21 protein-coding genes and 1 pseudogene are annotated in these 20,223 nt (G+C 32.4%); 12 read left to right on the forward strand and 10 right to left on the reverse strand.

Annotated elements, in window-relative coordinates:
* Positions 1-129: 129 nt before the first annotated feature.
* The 5 genes from porQ to BOW57_RS18095 all read left to right on the forward strand — a co-directional run bounded on the left by porQ (position 130) and on the right by BOW57_RS18095 (position 4,630).
* Positions 130-1,149, forward strand: a complete 1,020-nt coding sequence (gene porQ / locus BOW57_RS18075) for a type IX secretion system protein PorQ (protein ID WP_129056284.1) — start codon at positions 130-132, stop codon at positions 1,147-1,149.
* Positions 1,150-1,154: 5 nt separating this feature from the next.
* On the forward strand, positions 1,155-1,754 hold the full coding sequence (locus BOW57_RS18080; RefSeq protein WP_089055582.1) for a murein L,D-transpeptidase catalytic domain-containing protein: 600 nt from the start codon (positions 1,155-1,157) through the stop codon (positions 1,752-1,754).
* Positions 1,755-1,851: 97 nt separating this feature from the next.
* Positions 1,852-2,457 carry a murein L,D-transpeptidase catalytic domain-containing protein gene (locus BOW57_RS18085; RefSeq protein ID WP_129056286.1) on the forward strand — a complete coding sequence of 202 codons (606 nt, stop codon included), beginning with the start codon at positions 1,852-1,854 and terminating at the stop codon, positions 2,455-2,457.
* 34 nt (positions 2,458-2,491) lie between these two features.
* Positions 2,492-3,184, forward strand: coding sequence for a (d)CMP kinase (gene cmk / locus BOW57_RS18090; RefSeq protein ID WP_129056288.1), 693 nt, complete (start codon positions 2,492-2,494; stop codon positions 3,182-3,184).
* Between the two features lie 69 nt (positions 3,185-3,253).
* Positions 3,254-4,630: a nucleoside permease gene (locus tag BOW57_RS18095; protein WP_129056290.1), complete on the forward strand. Its 1,377-nt coding sequence runs from the start codon at positions 3,254-3,256 to the stop codon at positions 4,628-4,630.
* Between the two features lie 72 nt (positions 4,631-4,702).
* Here BOW57_RS18095 and BOW57_RS18100 read toward each other — a convergent pair whose 3' ends face one another.
* Positions 4,703-5,218 carry a hypothetical protein gene (locus BOW57_RS18100; RefSeq protein ID WP_129056292.1) on the reverse strand — a complete coding sequence of 172 codons (516 nt, stop codon included), beginning with the start codon at positions 5,216-5,218 and terminating at the stop codon, positions 4,703-4,705.
* Between the two features lie 473 nt (positions 5,219-5,691).
* Here BOW57_RS18100 and rpsA point away from each other — a divergent pair, with 473 nt between their 5' ends.
* Positions 5,692-7,470, forward strand: coding sequence for a 30S ribosomal protein S1 (gene rpsA / locus BOW57_RS18105; RefSeq protein ID WP_068840655.1), 1,779 nt, complete (start codon positions 5,692-5,694; stop codon positions 7,468-7,470).
* Between the two features lie 262 nt (positions 7,471-7,732).
* On the opposite strand, the pseudogene BOW57_RS18110 reads toward rpsA, so the two are convergent.
* Together BOW57_RS18110 and BOW57_RS18115 are read right to left on the reverse strand one after the other, a co-directional pair.
* Positions 7,733-8,256: pseudogene (locus BOW57_RS18110) on the reverse strand (ExbD/TolR family protein).
* Positions 8,257-8,281: 25 nt separating this feature from the next.
* Positions 8,282-8,812 carry a biopolymer transporter ExbD gene (locus BOW57_RS18115; protein WP_129056294.1) on the reverse strand — a complete coding sequence of 177 codons (531 nt, stop codon included), beginning with the start codon at positions 8,810-8,812 and terminating at the stop codon, positions 8,282-8,284.
* Between the two features lie 211 nt (positions 8,813-9,023).
* On the opposite strand from BOW57_RS18115, the gene BOW57_RS18120 reads away from it, so the two are divergent.
* On the forward strand, positions 9,024-9,578 hold the full coding sequence (locus BOW57_RS18120; RefSeq protein WP_129056297.1) for a fasciclin domain-containing protein: 555 nt from the start codon (positions 9,024-9,026) through the stop codon (positions 9,576-9,578).
* 64 nt (positions 9,579-9,642) lie between these two features.
* Here the strand turns inward: BOW57_RS18120 and BOW57_RS18125 are convergent, their stop codons facing one another.
* The 7 genes from BOW57_RS18125 to BOW57_RS18155 form a co-directional block, all read right to left on the reverse strand.
* Positions 9,643-10,488, reverse strand: coding sequence for a DMT family transporter (locus BOW57_RS18125; RefSeq protein ID WP_089055575.1), 846 nt, complete (start codon positions 10,486-10,488; stop codon positions 9,643-9,645).
* Positions 10,489-10,610: 122 nt separating this feature from the next.
* Complete coding sequence (locus BOW57_RS18130) at positions 10,611-10,751, reverse strand: SsrA-binding protein (RefSeq protein ID WP_129056299.1); 141 nt, start codon at positions 10,749-10,751, stop codon at positions 10,611-10,613.
* Between the two features lie 85 nt (positions 10,752-10,836).
* Positions 10,837-12,594, reverse strand: a complete 1,758-nt coding sequence (locus BOW57_RS18135; RefSeq protein WP_129056301.1) for a M56 family metallopeptidase — start codon at positions 12,592-12,594, stop codon at positions 10,837-10,839.
* 5 nt (positions 12,595-12,599) lie between these two features.
* On the reverse strand, positions 12,600-12,968 hold the full coding sequence (locus tag BOW57_RS18140; protein WP_129056303.1) for a BlaI/MecI/CopY family transcriptional regulator: 369 nt from the start codon (positions 12,966-12,968) through the stop codon (positions 12,600-12,602).
* A 7-nt stretch (positions 12,969-12,975) separates the two neighbouring features.
* Positions 12,976-14,577, reverse strand: coding sequence for a M56 family metallopeptidase (locus tag BOW57_RS18145; protein WP_129056305.1), 1,602 nt, complete (start codon positions 14,575-14,577; stop codon positions 12,976-12,978).
* A 5-nt stretch (positions 14,578-14,582) separates the two neighbouring features.
* On the reverse strand, positions 14,583-14,951 hold the full coding sequence (locus BOW57_RS18150) for a BlaI/MecI/CopY family transcriptional regulator (protein ID WP_089056688.1): 369 nt from the start codon (positions 14,949-14,951) through the stop codon (positions 14,583-14,585).
* Positions 14,952-15,120: 169 nt separating this feature from the next.
* Positions 15,121-16,335 carry an MFS transporter gene (locus BOW57_RS18155; protein ID WP_129056307.1) on the reverse strand — a complete coding sequence of 405 codons (1,215 nt, stop codon included), beginning with the start codon at positions 16,333-16,335 and terminating at the stop codon, positions 15,121-15,123.
* Between the two features lie 98 nt (positions 16,336-16,433).
* On the opposite strand from BOW57_RS18155, the gene BOW57_RS18160 reads away from it, so the two are divergent.
* The 5 genes from BOW57_RS18160 to BOW57_RS18180 all read left to right on the forward strand — a co-directional run bounded on the left by BOW57_RS18160 (position 16,434) and on the right by BOW57_RS18180 (position 20,208).
* Entirely contained in the window at positions 16,434-17,033 is a 600-nt protein-coding gene (locus BOW57_RS18160) for a DUF1684 domain-containing protein (protein ID WP_129056309.1), read from the forward strand.
* On the forward strand, positions 17,033-17,683 hold the full coding sequence (locus BOW57_RS18165; RefSeq protein WP_129056311.1) for a TatD family hydrolase: 651 nt from the start codon (positions 17,033-17,035) through the stop codon (positions 17,681-17,683). The genes BOW57_RS18160 and BOW57_RS18165 overlap by 1 nt, the downstream gene beginning before the upstream one ends.
* A 150-nt stretch (positions 17,684-17,833) precedes the next feature.
* A complete protein-coding gene (locus BOW57_RS18170) occupies positions 17,834-18,547 on the forward strand; it encodes a ThiF family adenylyltransferase (RefSeq protein ID WP_129056313.1) in 714 nt (237 codons plus the stop codon).
* A gap of 84 nt (positions 18,548-18,631) precedes the next feature.
* Positions 18,632-19,294, forward strand: coding sequence for an HAD family phosphatase (locus BOW57_RS18175; protein ID WP_129056315.1), 663 nt, complete (start codon positions 18,632-18,634; stop codon positions 19,292-19,294).
* Positions 19,295-19,365: 71 nt separating this feature from the next.
* Positions 19,366-20,208: a DUF2911 domain-containing protein gene (locus tag BOW57_RS18180; RefSeq protein ID WP_089055566.1), complete on the forward strand. Its 843-nt coding sequence runs from the start codon at positions 19,366-19,368 to the stop codon at positions 20,206-20,208.
* Positions 20,209-20,223: the final 15 nt, after the last annotated feature.

A 20,223-nucleotide genomic window follows, 5' to 3' on the forward strand; every position in this document is an offset into this window, starting at 1 on the left:
TTAAAATCCAAATTCCAATTTTTAATTAAGATTGGGATTTGGATTTTTTTTTACTGTAATTTATTTTTTTAGGTTTATAATTTTACCTTCGCAACTGCGTTATTCCCATATAGGAACGCCAAGAAAAGAATGTTAAAACATTATGTTTTATTTTTTATAATATTCATTTGTTCGGTTTCATTCGGACAAGTTGGCGGGCGTTACACCTATCAATTTTTAAATTTGACAGCATCGCCAAGACAGGCAGCTTTAGGAGGTAAAACGATTACTATTTATGATGAAGATGTTAATCAGGCAATGTCTAATCCAGCAGTTTTAAATGACGAAATGGACAATCACTTGGCTTTAAATTATGGAAATTACTACGGACAAGCTTCTTATGGAAGTGCTTCGTATGCCTATACCTATGATCGACACGTGCAAACATTTTATGCTGGAGTTAATTATATAAACTACGGATCATTTGAAGGTTATGATGAAAATGGGCAGTCAACATCAGATTTTAGAGGAAGTGAAGGTGCATTATCGCTGGGATATGCCTACAATGTTCCGTATACGGATCTTCATATTGGAGCTAATGCTAAGTTAATAACTTCAAATTTAGAGAGTTATAATTCTATTGGAGGTGCTATTGATTTAGGATTTTTGTATATATTTGAAAAAAATAACGTAAATTTGGCTTTAGTAATCCGTAATATTGGTACACAATTTACAACCTACTCAGGAATACAGGAAAATTTGCCCTTTGAAATTACTGCAGGAGCATCGCAAGAATTAGAACATATTCCTATTCGCTGGCATCTTACATTAGAGAATTTGCAACAATGGAATATTTCATTTTCGAATCCCGTTCGAAGTGAAACTAATATCGATGGATCGACAAGCAGCGAGAAAGTTTCGTTTGTTAACAACGCTTTAAGGCATGTTGTTTTTGGTGTGGAGTTATTTCCTAAAAAAGCAATAAATCTGCGTTTAGGATATAATTTTAGAAGAGGGGAAGAATTACGAGTAGAAGAAAAGCGTAATTTTTCAGGAGTTTCATTAGGATTTGGTCTGAAAATGAATAAATTAAAATTTAATTATTCATATTCGAGATACACATTGGCGGCGAATACAAGTCTTTTTGGTCTAATTTTAAATTTTCAATAATTTGTATGAAAATATTTAGTTTATTTTTGTTTATGACTGTGGGGTTATTTACGGGCACAAACCATTACTTCAAAGAAGAATCTATTACCAGTTTAGAAATTGAAAGAATCAACAGCAGAATAGGCGACATAAGAAACATGATTACTATCGATAAAAAATACAATACAAAAATTGCTTTTTTGATTGATATGAAAGTGCCTTCTGGGAAAAATCGCTTTTTTGTGTACGATTTAGAAAACAACAAGGTTTTAGATCAAGGGCTTGTTGCACATGGTTCTGGTTCAGAAACTGGAATAAAAGGGTTGCTTAGATTTAGCAATACACCAAACTCCAATTGTACTGCGTTAGGCAGATATGTTATTGAAAAATGCTATAAAGGGATTTTTGGAAAAGCATATCGACTAAACGGATTAGAAGAATCTAACAATAATGCTTTAAAAAGAGCAATTGTTTTGCATTACTATTCTGCGGTTCCTTATGACGAACAAGATTATTACATAAGTAATAGTCACGGTTGTCCAATGGTGAACGAGCAGTTCTTTAAACGAATTGAAAAAATAATTGATAGTTCTAAGTCGAATATTATCTTAGATATTTATTATTAAAATAATAGTTGTCAGTACTTTAAAAAGTATAGTCCTTTTATAATTGTAAACAATAGTGTTTCCGATTTTAAAAGGATTTTTTTTGCCTTAGTTATTTATGAAAAAGATATTATTTGCCGCAGCTTTTATTCTTTTAGCATTTGCAGTTTATAAATTTGTTTACAGAAATGAAAACTCGAAAGAGAAAGAAAAAACAGAAGAAAGATTTAGTTCTCAAGTAAATGAAGTGAAAAAGTTGATTAAGAAAGATTCGAAATACAATCAGGATATTGTGTTTTTAATTGACATGAAAATACCGTCTGGAAAAAATCGATTCTTTGTTTATGATTTAAAAACAAATAAAATTATAGATCAAGGTTTGGTTGCTCATGGTTCAGGTTCTGAAACAACAACTAAGGGAAAGCTTAAATTTAGCAATGTACCAAATTCGTTAAGTACTTCATTAGGCAGATATTCGATCGGGAATTCTTATGTTGGTAAGTTCGGAAAGGCATATAGACTGCATGGTTTGGACACAACCAATAGTAATGCTTCTAAGCGAGATATTGTTTTTCATTACTATTATGATGTTCCGTATAAAGAGAAAGATGGTTACATTTGTAACAGTTTTGGCTGTCCAATGGTCAACAAAAAGTATTTTGAAAGAATGGCTAAAATCATAGATAACTCAGAATCTGATATTTTGATGAGTATTTATTACTAGAGGCTTTTAAGATTAAAAATTAAAACATAAAAAATTGAGAAAAATTACAATTGCTATCGACGGATTTTCATCAACAGGAAAAAGTACATTAGCAAAACAATTGGCAAAAGAACTTGAATATGTATATGTCGATACAGGAGCAATGTATCGCGCAGTGGCGCTTTTTGCCATGCAGAATAAATTTATTGGAGTTGATTTTTTTGATAAAAGTGCTCTGATAAATGCTTTGTCAAAGATTCAGTTAGAATTTAAATTTAATACTGAATTGGGTTTTGCCGAAATGTATTTGAATAGCGAAAATGTCGAAAAACAAATTAGAACTATTGAGGTTTCTAATTTTGTGAGTAAAGTGGCAGAAGTTTCTGAAGTACGTGCTAAATTAGTAGAGCAGCAACAAGAAATGGGAAAAAACAAAGCAATAGTAATGGATGGAAGAGATATAGGAACCGTTGTTTTTCCAAATGCAGAACTTAAAATATTTATGACTGCCAGCGCTGAAACTCGTGCACAAAGACGTTTTGATGAATTACAGCAAAAAGGAGATAATGTTTCGTATGAAGACGTTTTAAAGAATGTAGTGGAAAGAGATTATATTGATACACATCGCGAAGATTCGCCTTTAGTGATAGCTGATGATGCAATAGAAATAGATAATTCTTACTTAAATAAAAAAGAGCAGTTTGAAGCAGTTTTAGAATTGGTAAATGATGCTTTAAAAACCATTTAATTTTTTGTAGATATTATTTTTAATGGTAGTTTTACCGCTTCATTTTTACTAAAAAGACAATTTCAATATATGGGAATTAAAAATAGATTAATTGTAATGAGTTTTCTTCAGTTTTTTGTTTGGGGAGCTTGGCTTATTACAATTGGAAATTACTGGTTTGGAACCAAAAATTGGGAAGGAACACAATTTGGTTTAGTATTTGGAACCATGGGAATTGCTTCTTTGTTTATGCCAACCTTAACCGGAATTATTGCTGATAGATGGGTAAATGCCGAAAAGTTATACGGTGTTTTGCATATTGCTTATGCGGCAGTTTTATTTGGAATTGCTCATGTGACTACTCCAGATAATTTTATTTATGTAATGTTTGCGGCAATGTGTTGTTATATGCCGACAATTGCATTAAGTAATTCAATTTCTTACACTTCACTGAAGTTGAATAATAAAAACATTGTGAAAGACTTTCCGCCAATTCGTGTTTGGGGAACAATTGGTTTTATTGCTGCAATGTGGATTACTAATTTAAGCGGAAGTAAAGCAACTGAATATCAGTTTTATATTGCTGGAATTGGGGCTTTAATTTTAGGAATTTATGCTTTTACATTGCCAAAATGTGAACCACAGCGTTTAACTAAAGAAGATGCTTCGTTAACCGAAACTTTGGGCTTAGAAGCTTTTAAATTATTTGGAAATTACAAAATGGCTTTGTTTTTTGTTTTTTCTATGTTTTTAGGTGGAGCTTTGCAGTTAACAAATGCTTATGGTGATGTGTTTTTAGATGAATTTAAACATTTTCCAAAGTATGCTGATTCTTTTGTGATCCAGTATTCGACTATTATTATGTCGATTTCTCAAGTTTCTGAAACGTTGTTTATCTTGGCAATTCCGTTTTTCTTAAGACGTTTTGGGATAAAACAAGTTATGCTTATTAGTATGCTGGCTTGGGTTTTACGTTTTGGATTATTTGCTTTTGGAGATCCTGTTGGCGGATTATGGATGATTATTTTGTCTTGTATCGTTTACGGAATGGCATTTGATTTCTTTAATATTTCTGGTTCTTTATTCGTAGAAAGTAATACCGATTCTAAAATACGTTCTTCTGCACAAGGTTTGTTTATGATGATGACCAATGGAGTAGGAGCAGTTTTAGGAAGTTTAACTTCTGGCTGGGCTATTGACCGTTTCTTTACAAAATCATTTACGAATACATCTGAATTAGCTGGATTTTTACAAACTGATACAACAAATTCTAAGATGTTAGAATTTGTAAAAGGTCAAGGAAATTCAATTTCTACTGATGGTATTTTTGCTAATCCAATTTTGATGAAAGACTGGCATACAATCTGGCTTTCGTTTGCGGCTTATGCTTTAGTTATTGCGATTGCGTTTGCTGTTTTATTTAAACATAAACATGACCCGAAAGAGATAGAGAATTTGAGTCATTAAGAATAAATGTTTGTATCATAAACAACAAATCCGACAGATTTTAAAATCTGTCGGATTTGTTGTTTTAAGAGTTTATTCTAATGAGATAATCAAATCATCGACTTGCTTTTTTTGTTGAGCATATTTTTGCTGCAGTTCCGAGCCTTCTCCCATTCGGTTATAATATTCTAAACCTTTTTGCGCGAAAAACTTTTTATGAAAATTGGATATTTCAGGAACTTGTGGAAATAGATTGTGAAAATTCATTTCGTAATAAGCCTGCCATTCCCGTTCGTTTTTATCCAGAATATAAGGTTTTACTGTTTTTTGATTGACATGAACTAATTCGTGAGCAATAAGGATGAGCATTAATTCTAATGGAAATTCAAAAGTGTTTTCTGGAATTCTTATAATTTGTGGTTCTCCAAATTCACCTTCAGTAGTCATTAAAATAAAATCAGGTTTTGCTTTTTCTCTAAATTCAAACCCTTTTAAATTCTTGTTTTTGAGATTGTACTTTTTTAAAAGCCAATAAACAGCAGTGATAACTTGTTCATTTTTATGGAATGTTTCTATTTTTTGTTTTACTTCGTCGAGTGTTATGGTCATAAAGTAAAAGTAAGTAAAATTATCGTTAGAAGTCTGATTTTAAACCTTTGTCAAAGTTTCGAACTTTGACAAAGGTAGTTATGGATAAGTTTGTTGGAAATCAATAGAAAAGACTTTTTAGAAACTATTAAATATTCTAATCTAGCCCCCATAGAAGTGGAAATCCTTTTGTAGCGGTGTTTGTTATAAAAGATTACTTCACTTAACTTTTATTTTAATCGGAGTTCAGTGAACTTCGTTTGTAACGGATAGCGGGACTTTACACTTTGAAAAACCCAAAAACGTCTGCTTCAGAGCAATTGACTGATAATCATTTGAATTTATTTTGTAAGTACAGAAATTTGTAGTAATTTTGCAAACCTTTTGGCAGAGAAGAGTTTCCATTAGGTATCAACCATTTATGTAAAACAACTTCTGTTTTTTCTATCGCTTTGAGAAACTCAAGAAAAACAGAATACAAATTTTTTATCAGCATGTCTGAACAATTAAAATCACAAGAAGAGTTTTTAGCAAATTTTAACTGGCATAACTTCCAAGAAGGAATTGATGCAGTAGATGAGAAAAACTTACAAGAGTTTGAAGAACTAGTATCAAAAACTTTCATCGCTACAGATCAAGAAGAAGTAGTTGAAGGAGTTGTTGTTAGAATTACAGATAGAGACGTTATCGTTGATATCAATGCTAAATCTGAAGGTGTTATTTCTTTAAATGAATTCCGTTACAACCCAAACTTAAAAGTAGGTGACAAAGTTGAAGTATTAATCGACATCCGTGAGGACAAAACAGGTCAATTAGTATTATCTCACAGAAAAGCACGTACTATCAAATCTTGGGATAGAGTTATTGCAGCTAATGAAACTGGAGAAATCGTTAACGGTTTTGTTAAATGTAGAACTAAAGGAGGTATGATCGTTGACGTATTCGGTATCGAGGCGTTCTTACCAGGATCTCAAATTGACGTTAAGCCAATTAGAGACTACGATGTATATGTAAACAAAATGATGGAATTCAAAGTGGTAAAAATCAACCACGAATTCAAAAACGTTGTTGTATCTCACAAAGCGCTTATCGAGGCTGATATTGAAGTACAGAAAAAAGAGATCATCGGTCAATTACAAAAAGGACAAGTATTAGAAGGTGTTGTTAAAAACATTACTTCTTATGGTGTGTTCATTGACTTAGGTGGTGTTGACGGATTAATTCACATTACTGACCTTTCTTGGAGCAGAATCAACCACCCAAGTGAAGTTCTTGAATTAGACCAAAAATTAAACGTTGTAATCCTTGATTTCGATGATGAGAAAACAAGAATTCAATTAGGATTGAAACAATTAAACGCTCACCCATGGGATGCTTTAGATGCTAATTTAACAATTGGTGATAAAGTAAAAGGTAAAGTAGTTGTAATCGCTGATTACGGTGCATTTATTGAAGTTGCTGAAGGTGTTGAAGGTTTAATCCACGTTTCTGAAATGTCATGGTCAACTCACTTACGTTCTGCTCAGGACTTCGTGAAAGTTGGAGATGTTGTTGAGGCAGTTATCTTAACTCTTGACAGAGATGATCGTAAGATGTCATTAGGTATCAAACAATTAACTCAAGATCCATGGACTGACATTACTTCTAAATACCCAGTGGGTTCTAAACATACAGGTATCGTTAGAAACTTTACAAACTTTGGTATTTTCGTAGAATTAGAAGAAGGAATTGATGGATTAATCTACATTTCTGACCTTTCTTGGACTAAGAAAATCAAACACCCATCTGAATTTGTAAATGTTGGTGAAAAACTTGATGTAGTTGTATTAGAATTAGATGTTGAAGGACGTAAATTATCTTTAGGTCACAAACAAACTACTGCTAATCCTTGGGATCAATACGAAGATTCTTTCGCTGTAGGAACTATCCACAATGGTGAGATTTCTGAAATCGTTGACAAAGGAGCTACTGTAGAATTCGGAGATGATATCGTTGCTTTCATTCCAACTCGTCACCTTGAAAAAGAAGACGGAAAGAAATTGAAAAAAGGCGATACTGCTGATTTCAAAGTAATCGAATTCAACAAAGAATTCAAAAGAGTAGTTGCTTCTCACACTGCTATCTTCAGAGAAGAAGAAGAGAAAAACGTGAAAGCTGCAACTGAAAATACTTCATCTAACTCTACTACTAATGCACCAGCTGCAACTTTAGGAGATAATAATGATGTATTAGCTGCATTAAAAGCTAAAATGGAAAAAACTGAGAAAAAATAATTCTTAGTTTCCTCTAAATAGAAAGTCCCACAGTAATGTGGGACTTTTTTTTTTATCTTATTGTTTCAAGTTTTTTTTGTTTCAAGTTTCAAGTTATCGCGCTGAGAGAAGTCGAAGCGCATCCCAATTAGATTTTGGAATTTAAAGAATTAGTATTTTTGGGAGCTATTCCTGCTCTCCGCTATATCTTTTCCTGGCTAAAGAAGCCAGAAAAAGGATGCCGCTTCGATCAGGGCTAGGGCAGTCGTTTTCGCAAGAAGCTTTATTTTGAAGCTAGTAATTTTGATTCTTCTGGTGTGAATTCGTTGACTATTGCATAAGTGTCAATTTTTGCAATTGCCATTTCATCTAAAATATCTATCAAATTTTTAAAGTTTGATTTTTTGCTTGGTTTTATAATTACAATCGCGCCATTTTTTGGTTTTCCAAGTGCTGTGGAATATTCTATAATTTTACTGTTTTTTTTAATAATTCTTTACGAATTCCATTCTTGCCATAATTTATTTCTTTTGGTTTTTCCAATGGATAATATAAAAGACCTGAATAGGTCACTATTCTATCATTTTTATCTAATAAAATGGTGTAAATCCTTGTTTCGTCAACACAACCCGGTAGGCAATCGTCACAATCATAATCAGGTAAACTCAAATCCATAATTTTTGGCTTAGACAATTCTCCAACAACCATAAAAAATATAATCAGCAAAAACGAAACGCTGACCATCGCGGTTAAATCAACTCTTGTGTTTAATTTTTTACTACGAACTCTTTGAGGTAAATTATTCATAACTTTGATTTTTGGTTAATCTGAATTATTTTGAAGCTAATAATTTTGATTCTTCAGGAGTAAATTCAGGTACGATTACATAAGTATTAATTTCAGCAATTTCTATTTCGTCTAAAATATCTATTAAATTACCATAATTAGATTTTTTGCTTGGTTTAATAATAACAGTAATACCACGACCAGGTTTTCCTCTTTGAGCTGAATATTCTAAGACTTCTTTATTTTTTTCTAATAACTCTTTTCTAATTCCGCTTTTCCCATAATGCAACTTTTTTGGGCCTTCAATAGGATAAAATAATAATCCAGAATAAGTAATTATTTGGTTATCATCATCAAGTAAAAGTGTTAGAGTACGTCTTTCATCATGAAGTCTGCACCCCATAAAACGCTCTTCGTAGTCATAATTGGGTAAACTCAAATCCATAATTTTTGGCTTAGACAATTCCCCAACAACCATAAAAAATATAATCAGCAAAAACGAAACGCTGACCATTGCGGTTAAATCAACTCTTGTGTTTAACTTTTTACTTCTGACTTTTTTGGGAAGATTTTGCATAATGAATTGGTTTTGAATTTAAAGTTAATAATAAAATAGAGACAAAAATCATCGCCTCGTTAAAAATAATTAAAAAAGTTTTGAATAGCTAAAAGCTTGTTTTATAATCGATTTTGAGAATGTTTCGGTATTATTTGAGATTATTTCAGATTTCTTTAAAACCAAAAGAAAAAGTTCTCCGTAAATGAAGATATAACTTAAAACATTAATTATGAAAACTAGAAAATTTTTAGCTGCAGCAATTTTGACATTAGCATTAGGGTTTACATCTTTTGCTCAAAAAACAGTAATGGTAGGCGGCGCTGCAATGTATCCGAACAAAAATATTATTGAAAATGCCGTTAATTCAAAAGATCATACAACATTGGTTGCTGCTGTTAAGGCTGCTGATTTAGTAGAAACACTTCAAGGAAAAGGACCATTTACTGTTTTTGCTCCAACGAATGCAGCTTTTGATAAACTGCCAAAAGGAACTGTTGAAACATTGCTAAAACCAGAGAATAAAAAAATGCTTCAAAATATTTTGACTTATCATGTTGTTTCAGGAAAATGGAATGCATCAGACATTGCAAAAGCAATAAAAGAAGGAAAAGGAAAAGCGACTATAAAAGCAGTAAATGGCGGAACATTGACAGCTTGGATGAAAGGAAAAGATTTATATATAAGCGATGAAAGCGGAAATAAATCTAAAGTTATAATTGCCGATGTCAATCAATCAAATGGGGTAATTCATGTTGTTGACACAGTATTATTGCCAAAGAAATAATTTACAATCTCCAAAACAATACCTACGTTTATGAAAGCCTTGTATTTGCAAGGCTTTTGTTTTTTTATCGTTTTGCTGTTAATGTAGCGCCGACAGAGGCAGATACGACACAAACGACTGCTAGAATCTCGTAAAAGTTTAGTTTTTCTTGAAGAAATAGAAACGCACAAATTGCAGCGGCGGCCGGTTCTAAACTCATTAAAATGCTAAATGTGCGGGGAGGAAGCTGTCCTAGTGCTTTCATCTCTAAAGTAAATGGAATTGCACTTGACAAAAGGGCAAGGGCAACGCCATAACCAAAAAGTTTAGGAGTAAGGTTAAGTAATCCGTTTTCATAAAAACCAAAAGGTAAAATTAGCAGCGAGGCAAACAGCATGCCAGTTGCAACCGCTTGACCACCATGCATTATTTTTGAAACTTTCCCGCCCAGAATAATGTAAGTCGCCCATAACGCTGCAGCCAAAAGTGCAAACAAAACTCCTACTGTATCTATGGCGTCATTTGACCACGGTGCTATTAAAACAATTCCGGCTGCGGCCAATAATACCCAGCAATAGTCAATTAAGCGTTTTGAGCCAATTATAGCAAGTAACAACGGACCAATAAACTCTAAAGTAACGGCTAATCCAATTGGGATTCGTTCAATAGCCAAATAAAAAGTTAAGTTCATAGCTCCTAAACACAAACCATAAGGCACTACAATTTTCCATTGGTTAGGTTTGATTTGCTTTAAATTAGGTCTGTATGCTAAAAGTAAAATCAATGCCGAAACACCAATTCGGATAGAGGCTGTTCCAGCTGCTCCAATAGCAGGAAAAAGAGTTTTTGCAATTGCAGCACCGCATTGAACGCTTAGAATTGCTAAAAGTACTGCAGGAACGGGAGGGATATTTAATTCTTTATTTTTCATGGAGAAATTCATGTAAAGTGAATGCAAATTTTATCTCATTGCGGTTCATTTACGTTATGCTGCTGTTTTGAATTCGATTTTTTAATATCAATATTCAAAGACGTTTTTTATTCTAAACTCAATTATTCTAAAGCACGTTTAGTAATAAAAGCTCTGTAACCAATAATTGCCATTTGCCATTTTTTGGCTTTAGAAATATCTAAACCTTGTTTGGTAAAACTTGGTAAGAGTATTTTATTTAATTTGGCTAAAATTTTGTACATCGCAGGTTAATTTTGCGCAAAGATACAAAAAAAAGACTTTGCGGTCAGGCAAAGTCTTTTTTGTAACGTATTCTTAAATTTAAGATTAAGAACGTTTATTTTCTTTTTCAAATTTCTGAATGTTTTTTTCGTACACTTTCATCTTCTGTTCGTATACTTTCATTTCTTTTTCAAATTGCTCCATCTTTTTTTCAAAATCGCCTCCAAATTGCTGGTCAATTTGAGCGTTGTATTTGTCCATTTCTGCGTTAAATTTATCCATCGCAATTTCGAATTTTTCCATTTCTTTATCATAGCCGCCTTCACGTTTAGCCATGATTTCATCTACTTGTTTTTCGTAAGCTGATAATTGCGGTTGAAAAGCTTCCATTTTTCTTTCAAATTCCGCCATCTTTTTTTCGAAATTTTTCACTGCAACTTTATCCTCAAAATTTCTTGGAGGTATTGGTGCTTTTGGCATTTTAGACATATTTGGCGGAGCCGGAAGCTCTAAGTTTTTAGGTAACTCAGGCAGTGCAGGAGGAGCAGGCGGCGGAGGTAGAGCTGAAGTTATTGGTGCAGCAGGAGGAACTGGCGGTTCAGGCATATCTTTACCGTTAAAATGCTTAATTTCTACAACACGATTTCCAGTTGTTATTGGTTCGTTAATTTCTTCACCAGTAAGAATGCCGGCTTTTTTAGTGCCATTGCTGTTCGTTGTAATTACAATACCGCTTTCATTAATAGGATTATTGCCTTCAATCTCTAAAGTTTGTGCTTTTCCAGTTCCTTTGTCGATATCAATTTTAATCGCTGTTAATTCATTATTAGAATTTCTAATAACATTAGAAACAACAACATTTACATCATGCTCCTTTTTAAGTTTAGCCGTCATTTCTTTTAGTTCCTGATCAGTTGTTGTTTTCTTGATTTTGAATACAATAATCGGATCTGTTTTTGAAGTAATTTCTTGAGCTTCTTTTCGTTCTTTTTCTTGCGCTATAGTTTTAATTTGGAATAAAAGCACAAAAGCGACAAGAGCGGGAAGTATGGCGTAATACTTCCAATAATTCCATTTTTTTGATTGATTTTTGTTTAACATGACAATTCGTTTTTTGATTAATGATTGATAAAAATGATTGGTGATTGCGACACAGCTTTCATGTGTCGTGATTTTTAAAAGCGTGTATTGATACGCTTTTTTGTCTGAAATTTTTTTGGCAGCTTCGCTATCGGCAATAAACTCGAGATTTTGCAGAATTGCTTTTTTGTACAGCCAGATAATTGGATTGAACCAAAACAGCACACAAAATACTCTAGAAATCAAAACATCCATTGTGTGATTTTGATCGCTGTGCACTTTTTCATGCTCAATAATATTCTCTAATTCAGCCTCTGTATACATTGATGAGTTGTATACGATATAATCAAAATAGGAGAAAGGAGCAATGTTTTCATTTACATCTATAAATTTAAAATCAGCTTGCTGTTGTACTTTTTTGCCTTTTAAAACGGAATTTAAACTATAAAAATCCATTCCGAATTTTATAATTAAAGCCAGAAATCCAAGAGCATAAACGGCAATTGCAACATAATTCCAGTTAATTTCAAAAGATTCTTTTTCGATAGTCTGCGGATAATAGCCTCGAGTATAATTAAAGTTTTCAATTATTGGCGCCGGGTCGACCCAAACGATTTTGGTGTACACCAAAAATGGCAAAATAATAGAGGTGAATAATCCAGCTAGTAAAAACCATCTGTTGCTATTGAAAAAAGTTTCTTTACGAAGTAAAAAGAAATAAGCACAATAAAACAGTACTAATAAACCGCTTGATTTTGTAATAAAAATAAAAAGTGCTTCCATATCGATTATTTTTCTTCTTTTGGAGTTTCGATCATAGCTAAGATTTCGCGTAATTCATCTGCAGAGATTTTCTCTTCTTTGGCAAAAAAGGAAACCATATTTTTGTATGAACTATTAAAATAGTTGTCAATCGCAGTATTCATGTACTTTTTGCTGTAAACCTCTAAACTAATTGCAGGATAATATTGATGAGTGTTTCCAAATGCATTGTGTGCCACAAAGCCTTTTTCTTCAAGATTGCGAACAATAGTCGAAAGTGTGTTATAATGCGGTTGATCTTCAGTAATTTCCGCCTGAATTTCTTTTACAAAAGCTTTTTTAAGCTTCCATAAAATATGCATGATTTCCTCTTCTTTGTTGGTTAACTTTTGCATTTTTAGGCTATTTATATGTTTCAACCTCAATTACACCATTCGATCCGCTCTCTCCATATTTAGCTTTTGCTTGAGTTCCTTTAGATATAACAATGGTTTTAATCTCATTTGGTTTAAGCTCTTCAAGGTTATAATCGCTTGACATTACAGTTCCATTTACAACTACTAATTGATTGCCTTTTTTCATATTACTTCTAGTAGAATTCGAAATCGTTATTGAAGAAGAATTTCCATCTGTCGTAATTACTTTTGTAGTAATATTATTATCAGAATTTGTCGTTACAGTAGTGCTAATATTTGTATTAATATTAGTGTCAGTTTTTGCACTAACATCAGAATTATTGCTATCATTAGTATTTGATTTAGTTATTGTTTTTGTGCTGCTTACAAATTTTGCTTTTTTGCCAGTTTTAGAATCATTGGTTTCATCAGAAGTTTGAATACCAACTTTTTTACTGCCTTCTTTATCTGTCGTAACAACTATTCCAAAACTCTTAATAGGTTGATCGCCTTTTGTTTGAATAGATTGTACCTGCTGAGTTCCGTTTTTAATATCAATTTTAATTGATGTTAAGTCATTTTCTGCATTTCTTCGTATTTCAGAAGTTTCGAAATCAATGTTGTATTTTTTCTTTAAGTTTTCTTTGATTTCGTTTAATTCTTTATCAGTAGAATTTTTCTTGATTTTGTAAATATCCTCTGATACAGTTTTTTCAGAAACTCCTTTTAAAACGAGTTGTTTTTCTTTTGCAATTACTTCAATTTGAAATAAGAATACAAAAGCGGCAAGAGCTGGAATTACAGTGTAGTATTTCCAAGAATTTCGTTTTTTTGATTGATTTTTGTTTAACATAACGATTCGTTTTTTGATTAATGATTGATAAAAATGATTGGTGATTGCAACGCAGGTTTCGTGCGTTGTTATTTTTAAAAGCGTGTATTGATAGGCTTTTTTGTCAGATAATTTTTTAGCTGCTTCCTTATCAGCAATAAACTCTAAGTTTTGAACTATTGCTTTTTTATAAAGCCACATTATTGGGTTAAACCAAAAGATAATGCAAAAAACACGAGTAATTAAAACATCGATAGTATGATTTTGTTCGCTGTGTACTTTTTCATGTTCAATGATATTTTCTAATTCTTGTTCGTTATACATTGATGAATTGTATACGATGTAATCAAAGTAGGAGAAAGGGGCGATATTTTCGGCAATATCAACAAATTTAAAATCGGCTTGTTGTTTTACTTTTCGACCTTTTAAAATCGTGTTTAAACTATAAAAATCAAAAGCAAATTTTACAATCAATGCCAAAAAAACGACAGCATAAACCGCTATTAAGATATAGTTCCAATTAATTTCAAAAGTCTCTTGGGTAATTTGTGATGGCCCAAGCTGCGAATAGTCAATATTAAGTGATGGAGCAGGATCAACCCAAATAACTTTAGTGTAAACTACTAAAGGTAAAACTACAGCTGTTATTAAACCAGTCAATAAAAACCACCTGTTGCTGTTAAAAAATGTCTCCTTGCGAAGTAAAGCTTGATAAGCACCGTAAAATAGTGCGATTAAACCTGTAGATTTTGCAATATAAATGAAAAGTGCTTCCATAACCATTATTTTTCTTCTTTTGGAGTTTCGATCATAGCTAATATCTCGCGTAATTCATCTGCAGAGATTTTCTCTTCTTTGGCAAAAAACGAAACCATATTTTTATAAGAACTATTAAAATAGTTGTCAATTGCCGTTTTCATGTATTTCTTGCTGTAGGCTTCAAGAGTTACAGCAGGATAATATTGATGTGTATTTCCAAATGCATTATGCGCTACAAAACCTTTTTCCTCCAGATTTCGAACTATTGTCGAAAGGGTATTGTAATGCGGTTGGTCTTCAGTAATTTCTGCCTGAATTTCTTTTACAAAAGCTTTTTTCAACTTCCATAAAATTTGCATTATCTCTTCTTCTTTGTTGGTTAACTTTTGCATGTCTTTAATTTTAATTCAAAGCTATAACTATTTTTTTAGTTACGCAACTATAAAAATAGTTATTTAACTAAAAAAGACGTTATTCGAGATTAAAAGGCATAGAAAAATTATTCAAGTTCAAAGTTAATGAATTGAATTTTAATGATTTAGTTTCGGATAAAGGATTTGTTTATTTTTTTTCCTGTAGTAAAACTTTTTTAATCCAAAGGCAGCAAAGAGTTGCAATTATCCCAATAGAAGCCATAAATAACCAATTTATTTGATAGCCAAAATCAGAGATAATTTCAAATCCAACTTTAGAACTCACAATATGTGCGAGACTAAAACTCATGGTATAAAGTGCCATATAACGCCCTTCTTGACCTCGTGGAGCACGGCTTAAGGCAAACGCATTTGAGAACGGAAAAGTTAAGATTTCGCCAATCGAAATACAGATCATGCTGATTACTAACATTCCAGCCCAAAAATTAATTAATAAAAGAAAGAAGCTCGAAGCCATTACAAAGGATCCTAGAATTATTATTTTAATTTTAGCAAATCCTCGTCTCTCTATAAAACCAACCGTCGGAACTTCAAATGCAAAAATTAAAAGTCCGTTTAAAGTCATTAATAATCCAGTTTGAAATGGACTTAAATCAAATTTTTTAAAATGATATATAGGTAGTGTTGTAAATAATTGAAAGAAAATCATAGCCGTTATGAAACTTACAAATAAGAAAACCCAGAATATTCCATCATGAAATACAGATTTCACTTCAGCAGCACTTTCAGTTTTGTCACCATGATCTACTTTTTTCTTTTCCTTAACTAATAATGCAAAAATTAGAATTGAAATAATACAAGAGGCACCATCAACCCAAAACAATCCAGAATAACCCATTCCCATAATTATTAAACCGCCAAGTGCAGGTCCGGCTGCAAAACCTAAATTTACAGCAAGACGAACCAGTGTTAATGCACGAGTTCTATTTTCGGGTTTTGCATATGCTCCCAGAGATACAAACATTGCAGGTCGAAACATATCAGCAATAGTCATTAAAACAAACATCGCAATACATAAGCCCCAAAAAGTGGTAACAAATTGTACTAGGAACATTGAAATTCCTGTCGTAAACAAACTAAAAATCATGATTTTATAAAACCCAATTTTATCAGATAATTTGCCGCCCAGCCAAGAACCAAGCATAGAGCCTAAACCAAACGCAACCATAATCCAGCCAACTTGATTATACGTAAAATGAAGATCTTCTTTTAAATACTTAGACAAAAAAGGTAGTACCATTGTTCCGGCACGATTGATAAAAGTGATAATTGTAAGTATCCAGATTTCTCTAGAAAATCCTTTAAAGTTGTTTATATAGTGACTAAAAGCAGTTTTGAGCATTGCGATGATTAAAATTTGCAACAAAGTTAGAAAACTTTGTCACGTTCTGCCGTTGTCATTTTGTTACTTTTAAACTATTTTTGCACTAAATTTCTACGATGAAAAACTACATTATCCTAAGCTTGCTTTTAACTTTTAGTTTTGGTTTCGGCCAAAAGAAATTTAAGAGTGTTGATGCCGAAAAATTTCAGAAGCAAATAAACTCAGAATATGCTGATGCTAAGACAAGTCCGTTGATGGAAGAGGATTTAAAATCTTTTAAAACATTGGATTTTTATCCCATTAATGAAAAGTATTTTGTTAATGCAAGATTTGAAAAAGCAGAGAATGAAAAGGTTTTTGAAATGAAAACTACTGGGACAAGAACGCCAAAATACGTAAAATACGGAACTATTTATTTTACAATTGATGGTGTTGAAATGCAGTTGAATGTGTATAGAAATATTGAACTGTCTAAACAAGAAAAATATAAAGATCATTTGTTTCTTCCTTTTTCAGATTTAACCTGTGGGAAAGAAAGTTATATAGGCGGAAGATATATTGATCTAAAAATTCCAAAGGGAAATACAATTGCAATCGATTTTAATCAAGCTTACAATCCGTATTGTGCTTACAACCATAAATATTCCTGCCCAATTGTTCCGTTAGAAAATGATTTAAAAATAGAAATTAAAGCTGGTGTAAAAACGTTTCATTAATGGACTTTTTTAATTTTCATACACATCAATTTACGAATCAGTCTAATATTTTAGAATTGGTAAATCAATACCCGCAGGAGTTTGATGCATCAATTCCTTATTATTCAATTGGAATTCATCCTTGGTATATTAAAGAAGATCGTTTAGAAAATGATTTGAGAATTATTGAAGAGAAACTGCAGACCAAAAATTGTTTAGCACTTGGAGAATGTGGTTTGGATAAACGTGTTGAAATTCCGCTTGAACTTCAAATTCAGGTTTTTGAAAAACAATTGATTTTAGCCCAGAAATACCAAAAACCAGTTGTTATTCATTGTGTTGCTGCATTTCAGGAAATTATTGCAATCAAAAAGAAAATGAAAATTTCAGTTCCAATGATTGTTCACGGTTTTTCTAAAAATAGTCAAGTTGCCGAACAGCTTATTACAGCAGGATTTTATATTTCATTCGGGAAATATTTATTGCAGAATCCGAGTTTGAAAGATGTGTTTCTAAATATCCCTGACGATCGATTCTTTTTAGAAACAGATACAATTGAAGAAGGTATTCAGCAGGTTTACGATTTGGCAGCAATATATAAAAAGAGGACACTTAAAGAATTACAAGAAATTATTACAAGAAATTTTGAAAGAGTTTTTGGTGAGAAGTAAATAGTAATTAGTAAAAAGTAAAATGAGTTTGGCACCCTGAGCGAAGTCGAAGGGGGCGCTCAAATTGGACTTCGACTTCGTTTAGTCTGACAGGCAGTGAACCTGAAACTTGAAACAAATAAAAAAAACAAAAACAACAAAAAATATAATATGGCAGAGTGGACGGAAAGAGCTGAGCTTTTATTTACCAAAGAAGGATTAGAAAATCTAAAAAAAGCAAATGTTTTAGTAGTGGGTTTAGGCGGAGTAGGATCATTTGCAGCTGAATTTTTGGCTAGAGCAGGAGTAGGAAATATGACAATTGTTGATGGCGATGTTGTAGATATTACTAATATAAACCGACAATTACCAGCTTTGCATTCAACAGTTGGTCAGCCTAAAATTAATATTGTAGGCGATCGTTTGATGGATATTAATCCAGAATTAAAACTAACTCGTGTTCAGGAATTTTTGTCGCCAGAGCGTGCTTTTGAAATCGTTTCTTCTGAGTTTGATTATGTTTTGGATTGTATTGACAGTATTACGCCAAAATTAAATTTGATTATTGCAGCAAAACGTAAAAGAGTAAAAATCATCAGCAGTATGGGAGCAGGAGGAAAGATGCTGGCTTCTAAAGTAAAAGTGGCTGATATTTCTAAAACAATAAACTGTTATTTCTCAAAAGCAATTCGTAAGCGATTAAAAGCCGTAAAAATCAATAAATTAAAAGTAGTTTTTTCATCAGAAATTCAAGATGAAAACAGCTTAAAATTAACTGATGGGAAAAATTTTAAAAAATCGTTTTACGGAACTAACAGCTACATGCCTGGTTTGTTTGGACTTCATGCCGCTGAAACTGTAATTCGTTATTTACTTAAAAAATAAGGTGCTAAGATGCTAAGGTACTGACTTTAGTGCAGAAAAAAAACTTAGAACCTTAGCCTCTCAGAACCTCAGAACCTAAAAAAAATGATTAAAACAGTAATTTTTGATATGGACGGCGTAATTGTGGATACAGAACCCGTTCATCGTTATGCTTATTACAAGCAGTTTTCAGAATTAAATATCGAAGTTTCAGAAGAAATGTACACATCATTTACTGGATTTTCAACTCGAAATACATTTCAAACTTTAAAAGGACATTTTCCTTCGATAGTACATGAAGTTGAAGATTTAATTCAGAGAAAAAGAAGTATTTTTAATGATGCTTTTGATACAAAGGAAGATTTGTATCTGCTTGAAGGTGTTGAGGATTTAATTAAAGATTTACACGCAAGCGGAATTCAGCTAATTTTAGCTTCTTCGGCGTCAAAGGTTACAATAGAAAGAGTTTTTACCAGATTTAATCTGCACCAGTATTTTTCTCATATTGTGAGCGGCGAAGATTTTCCGCAGTCAAAACCAAATCCTGCTATTTTTATTCACGCAGCTTCCTTATCAATAGCGCCAAAAGAGAATTGCATTATTATTGAAGACAGTACAAATGGTGTAAAAGCGGCTAAAGGTGCTGGGATTTTTTGTGTAGGATATAACAGTCTTCATTCGAACATGCAGGACTTAGATGAAGCGGATTTAATCATTAATAATTTCAACGAATTAAACGCCAAAAAAATAGCAGTTCTTCGATCTTGAATTATGTAAATTTTAACATTTGTTCGGTAATTGAATTTGTAAATTTGAACAAACAAAAAAAACTTTTAATAATGAAAAAACTACTTATCGCATTAGCTATAATAATGGCTCCTTTTGCGTCTGAAGCTCAGGTGAAAACACCACAAGCGAGTCCAAAAGCTTATATTAAACAAACAGTTGGGTTAACAGATGTTGAGGTTACTTACTCGCGTCCAGGTGCGAGAGGCAGAGCAGTTTTTGGTAATTTAGTTCCGTTTGGAAAGTTATGGAGAACAGGAGCAAACGAAAATACAATTATTAATTTTAGTGATGATGTTGTAATTGACGGAAAAACTTTGAAAAAAGGGAAATATGCAATTTACACTATTCCTAAAATCGAAAGCTGGGAAGTTATTTTTTACCTTTCTACAGACAACTGGGGATTGCCAGAAAATTGGAGTGATGCTTATGTAGCATTAAGAACAACAGTAAAAGAAAACGCACTGCCAACACCAGTAGAAACTTTTACAATTGGAATTAATGGTTTAGATCCTAATTTTGGTTATTTAGAGATGGCTTGGGAAAACTCACACGTTGCTTTAAAATTTGAAGTTCCTACTGCAAAAATTGCAACTGCAAGTATCGAAAAAACATTGGCTGGACCAACTTGGAATGACTATTTTGCTGCTGCGCAATATTTGTTTCAATCAAATGGAAACATCGAAACTGCAAGAACTTACATTGATAAAGCTCTTGATATGAGTACTGATAAGCCATACTATGTTTCTAGATTGAAATCATTAATTCAAGCAAAACAAGGAGATAAAAAAGGTGCTGTTGAAACGGCTAAAGTTTCATTGGCTGCTGCTGAGGCTGCAAACAACCAAGATTATGTAAAAATGAACAAAGACAGTATCGCTGAGTGGAGCAGATAATATCTTTTAAAATTC

Source organism: Flavobacterium sp. YO64 (genome assembly GCF_004119505.1).
GTDB classification, from domain to species: domain Bacteria; phylum Bacteroidota; class Bacteroidia; order Flavobacteriales; family Flavobacteriaceae; genus Flavobacterium; species Flavobacterium oncorhynchi.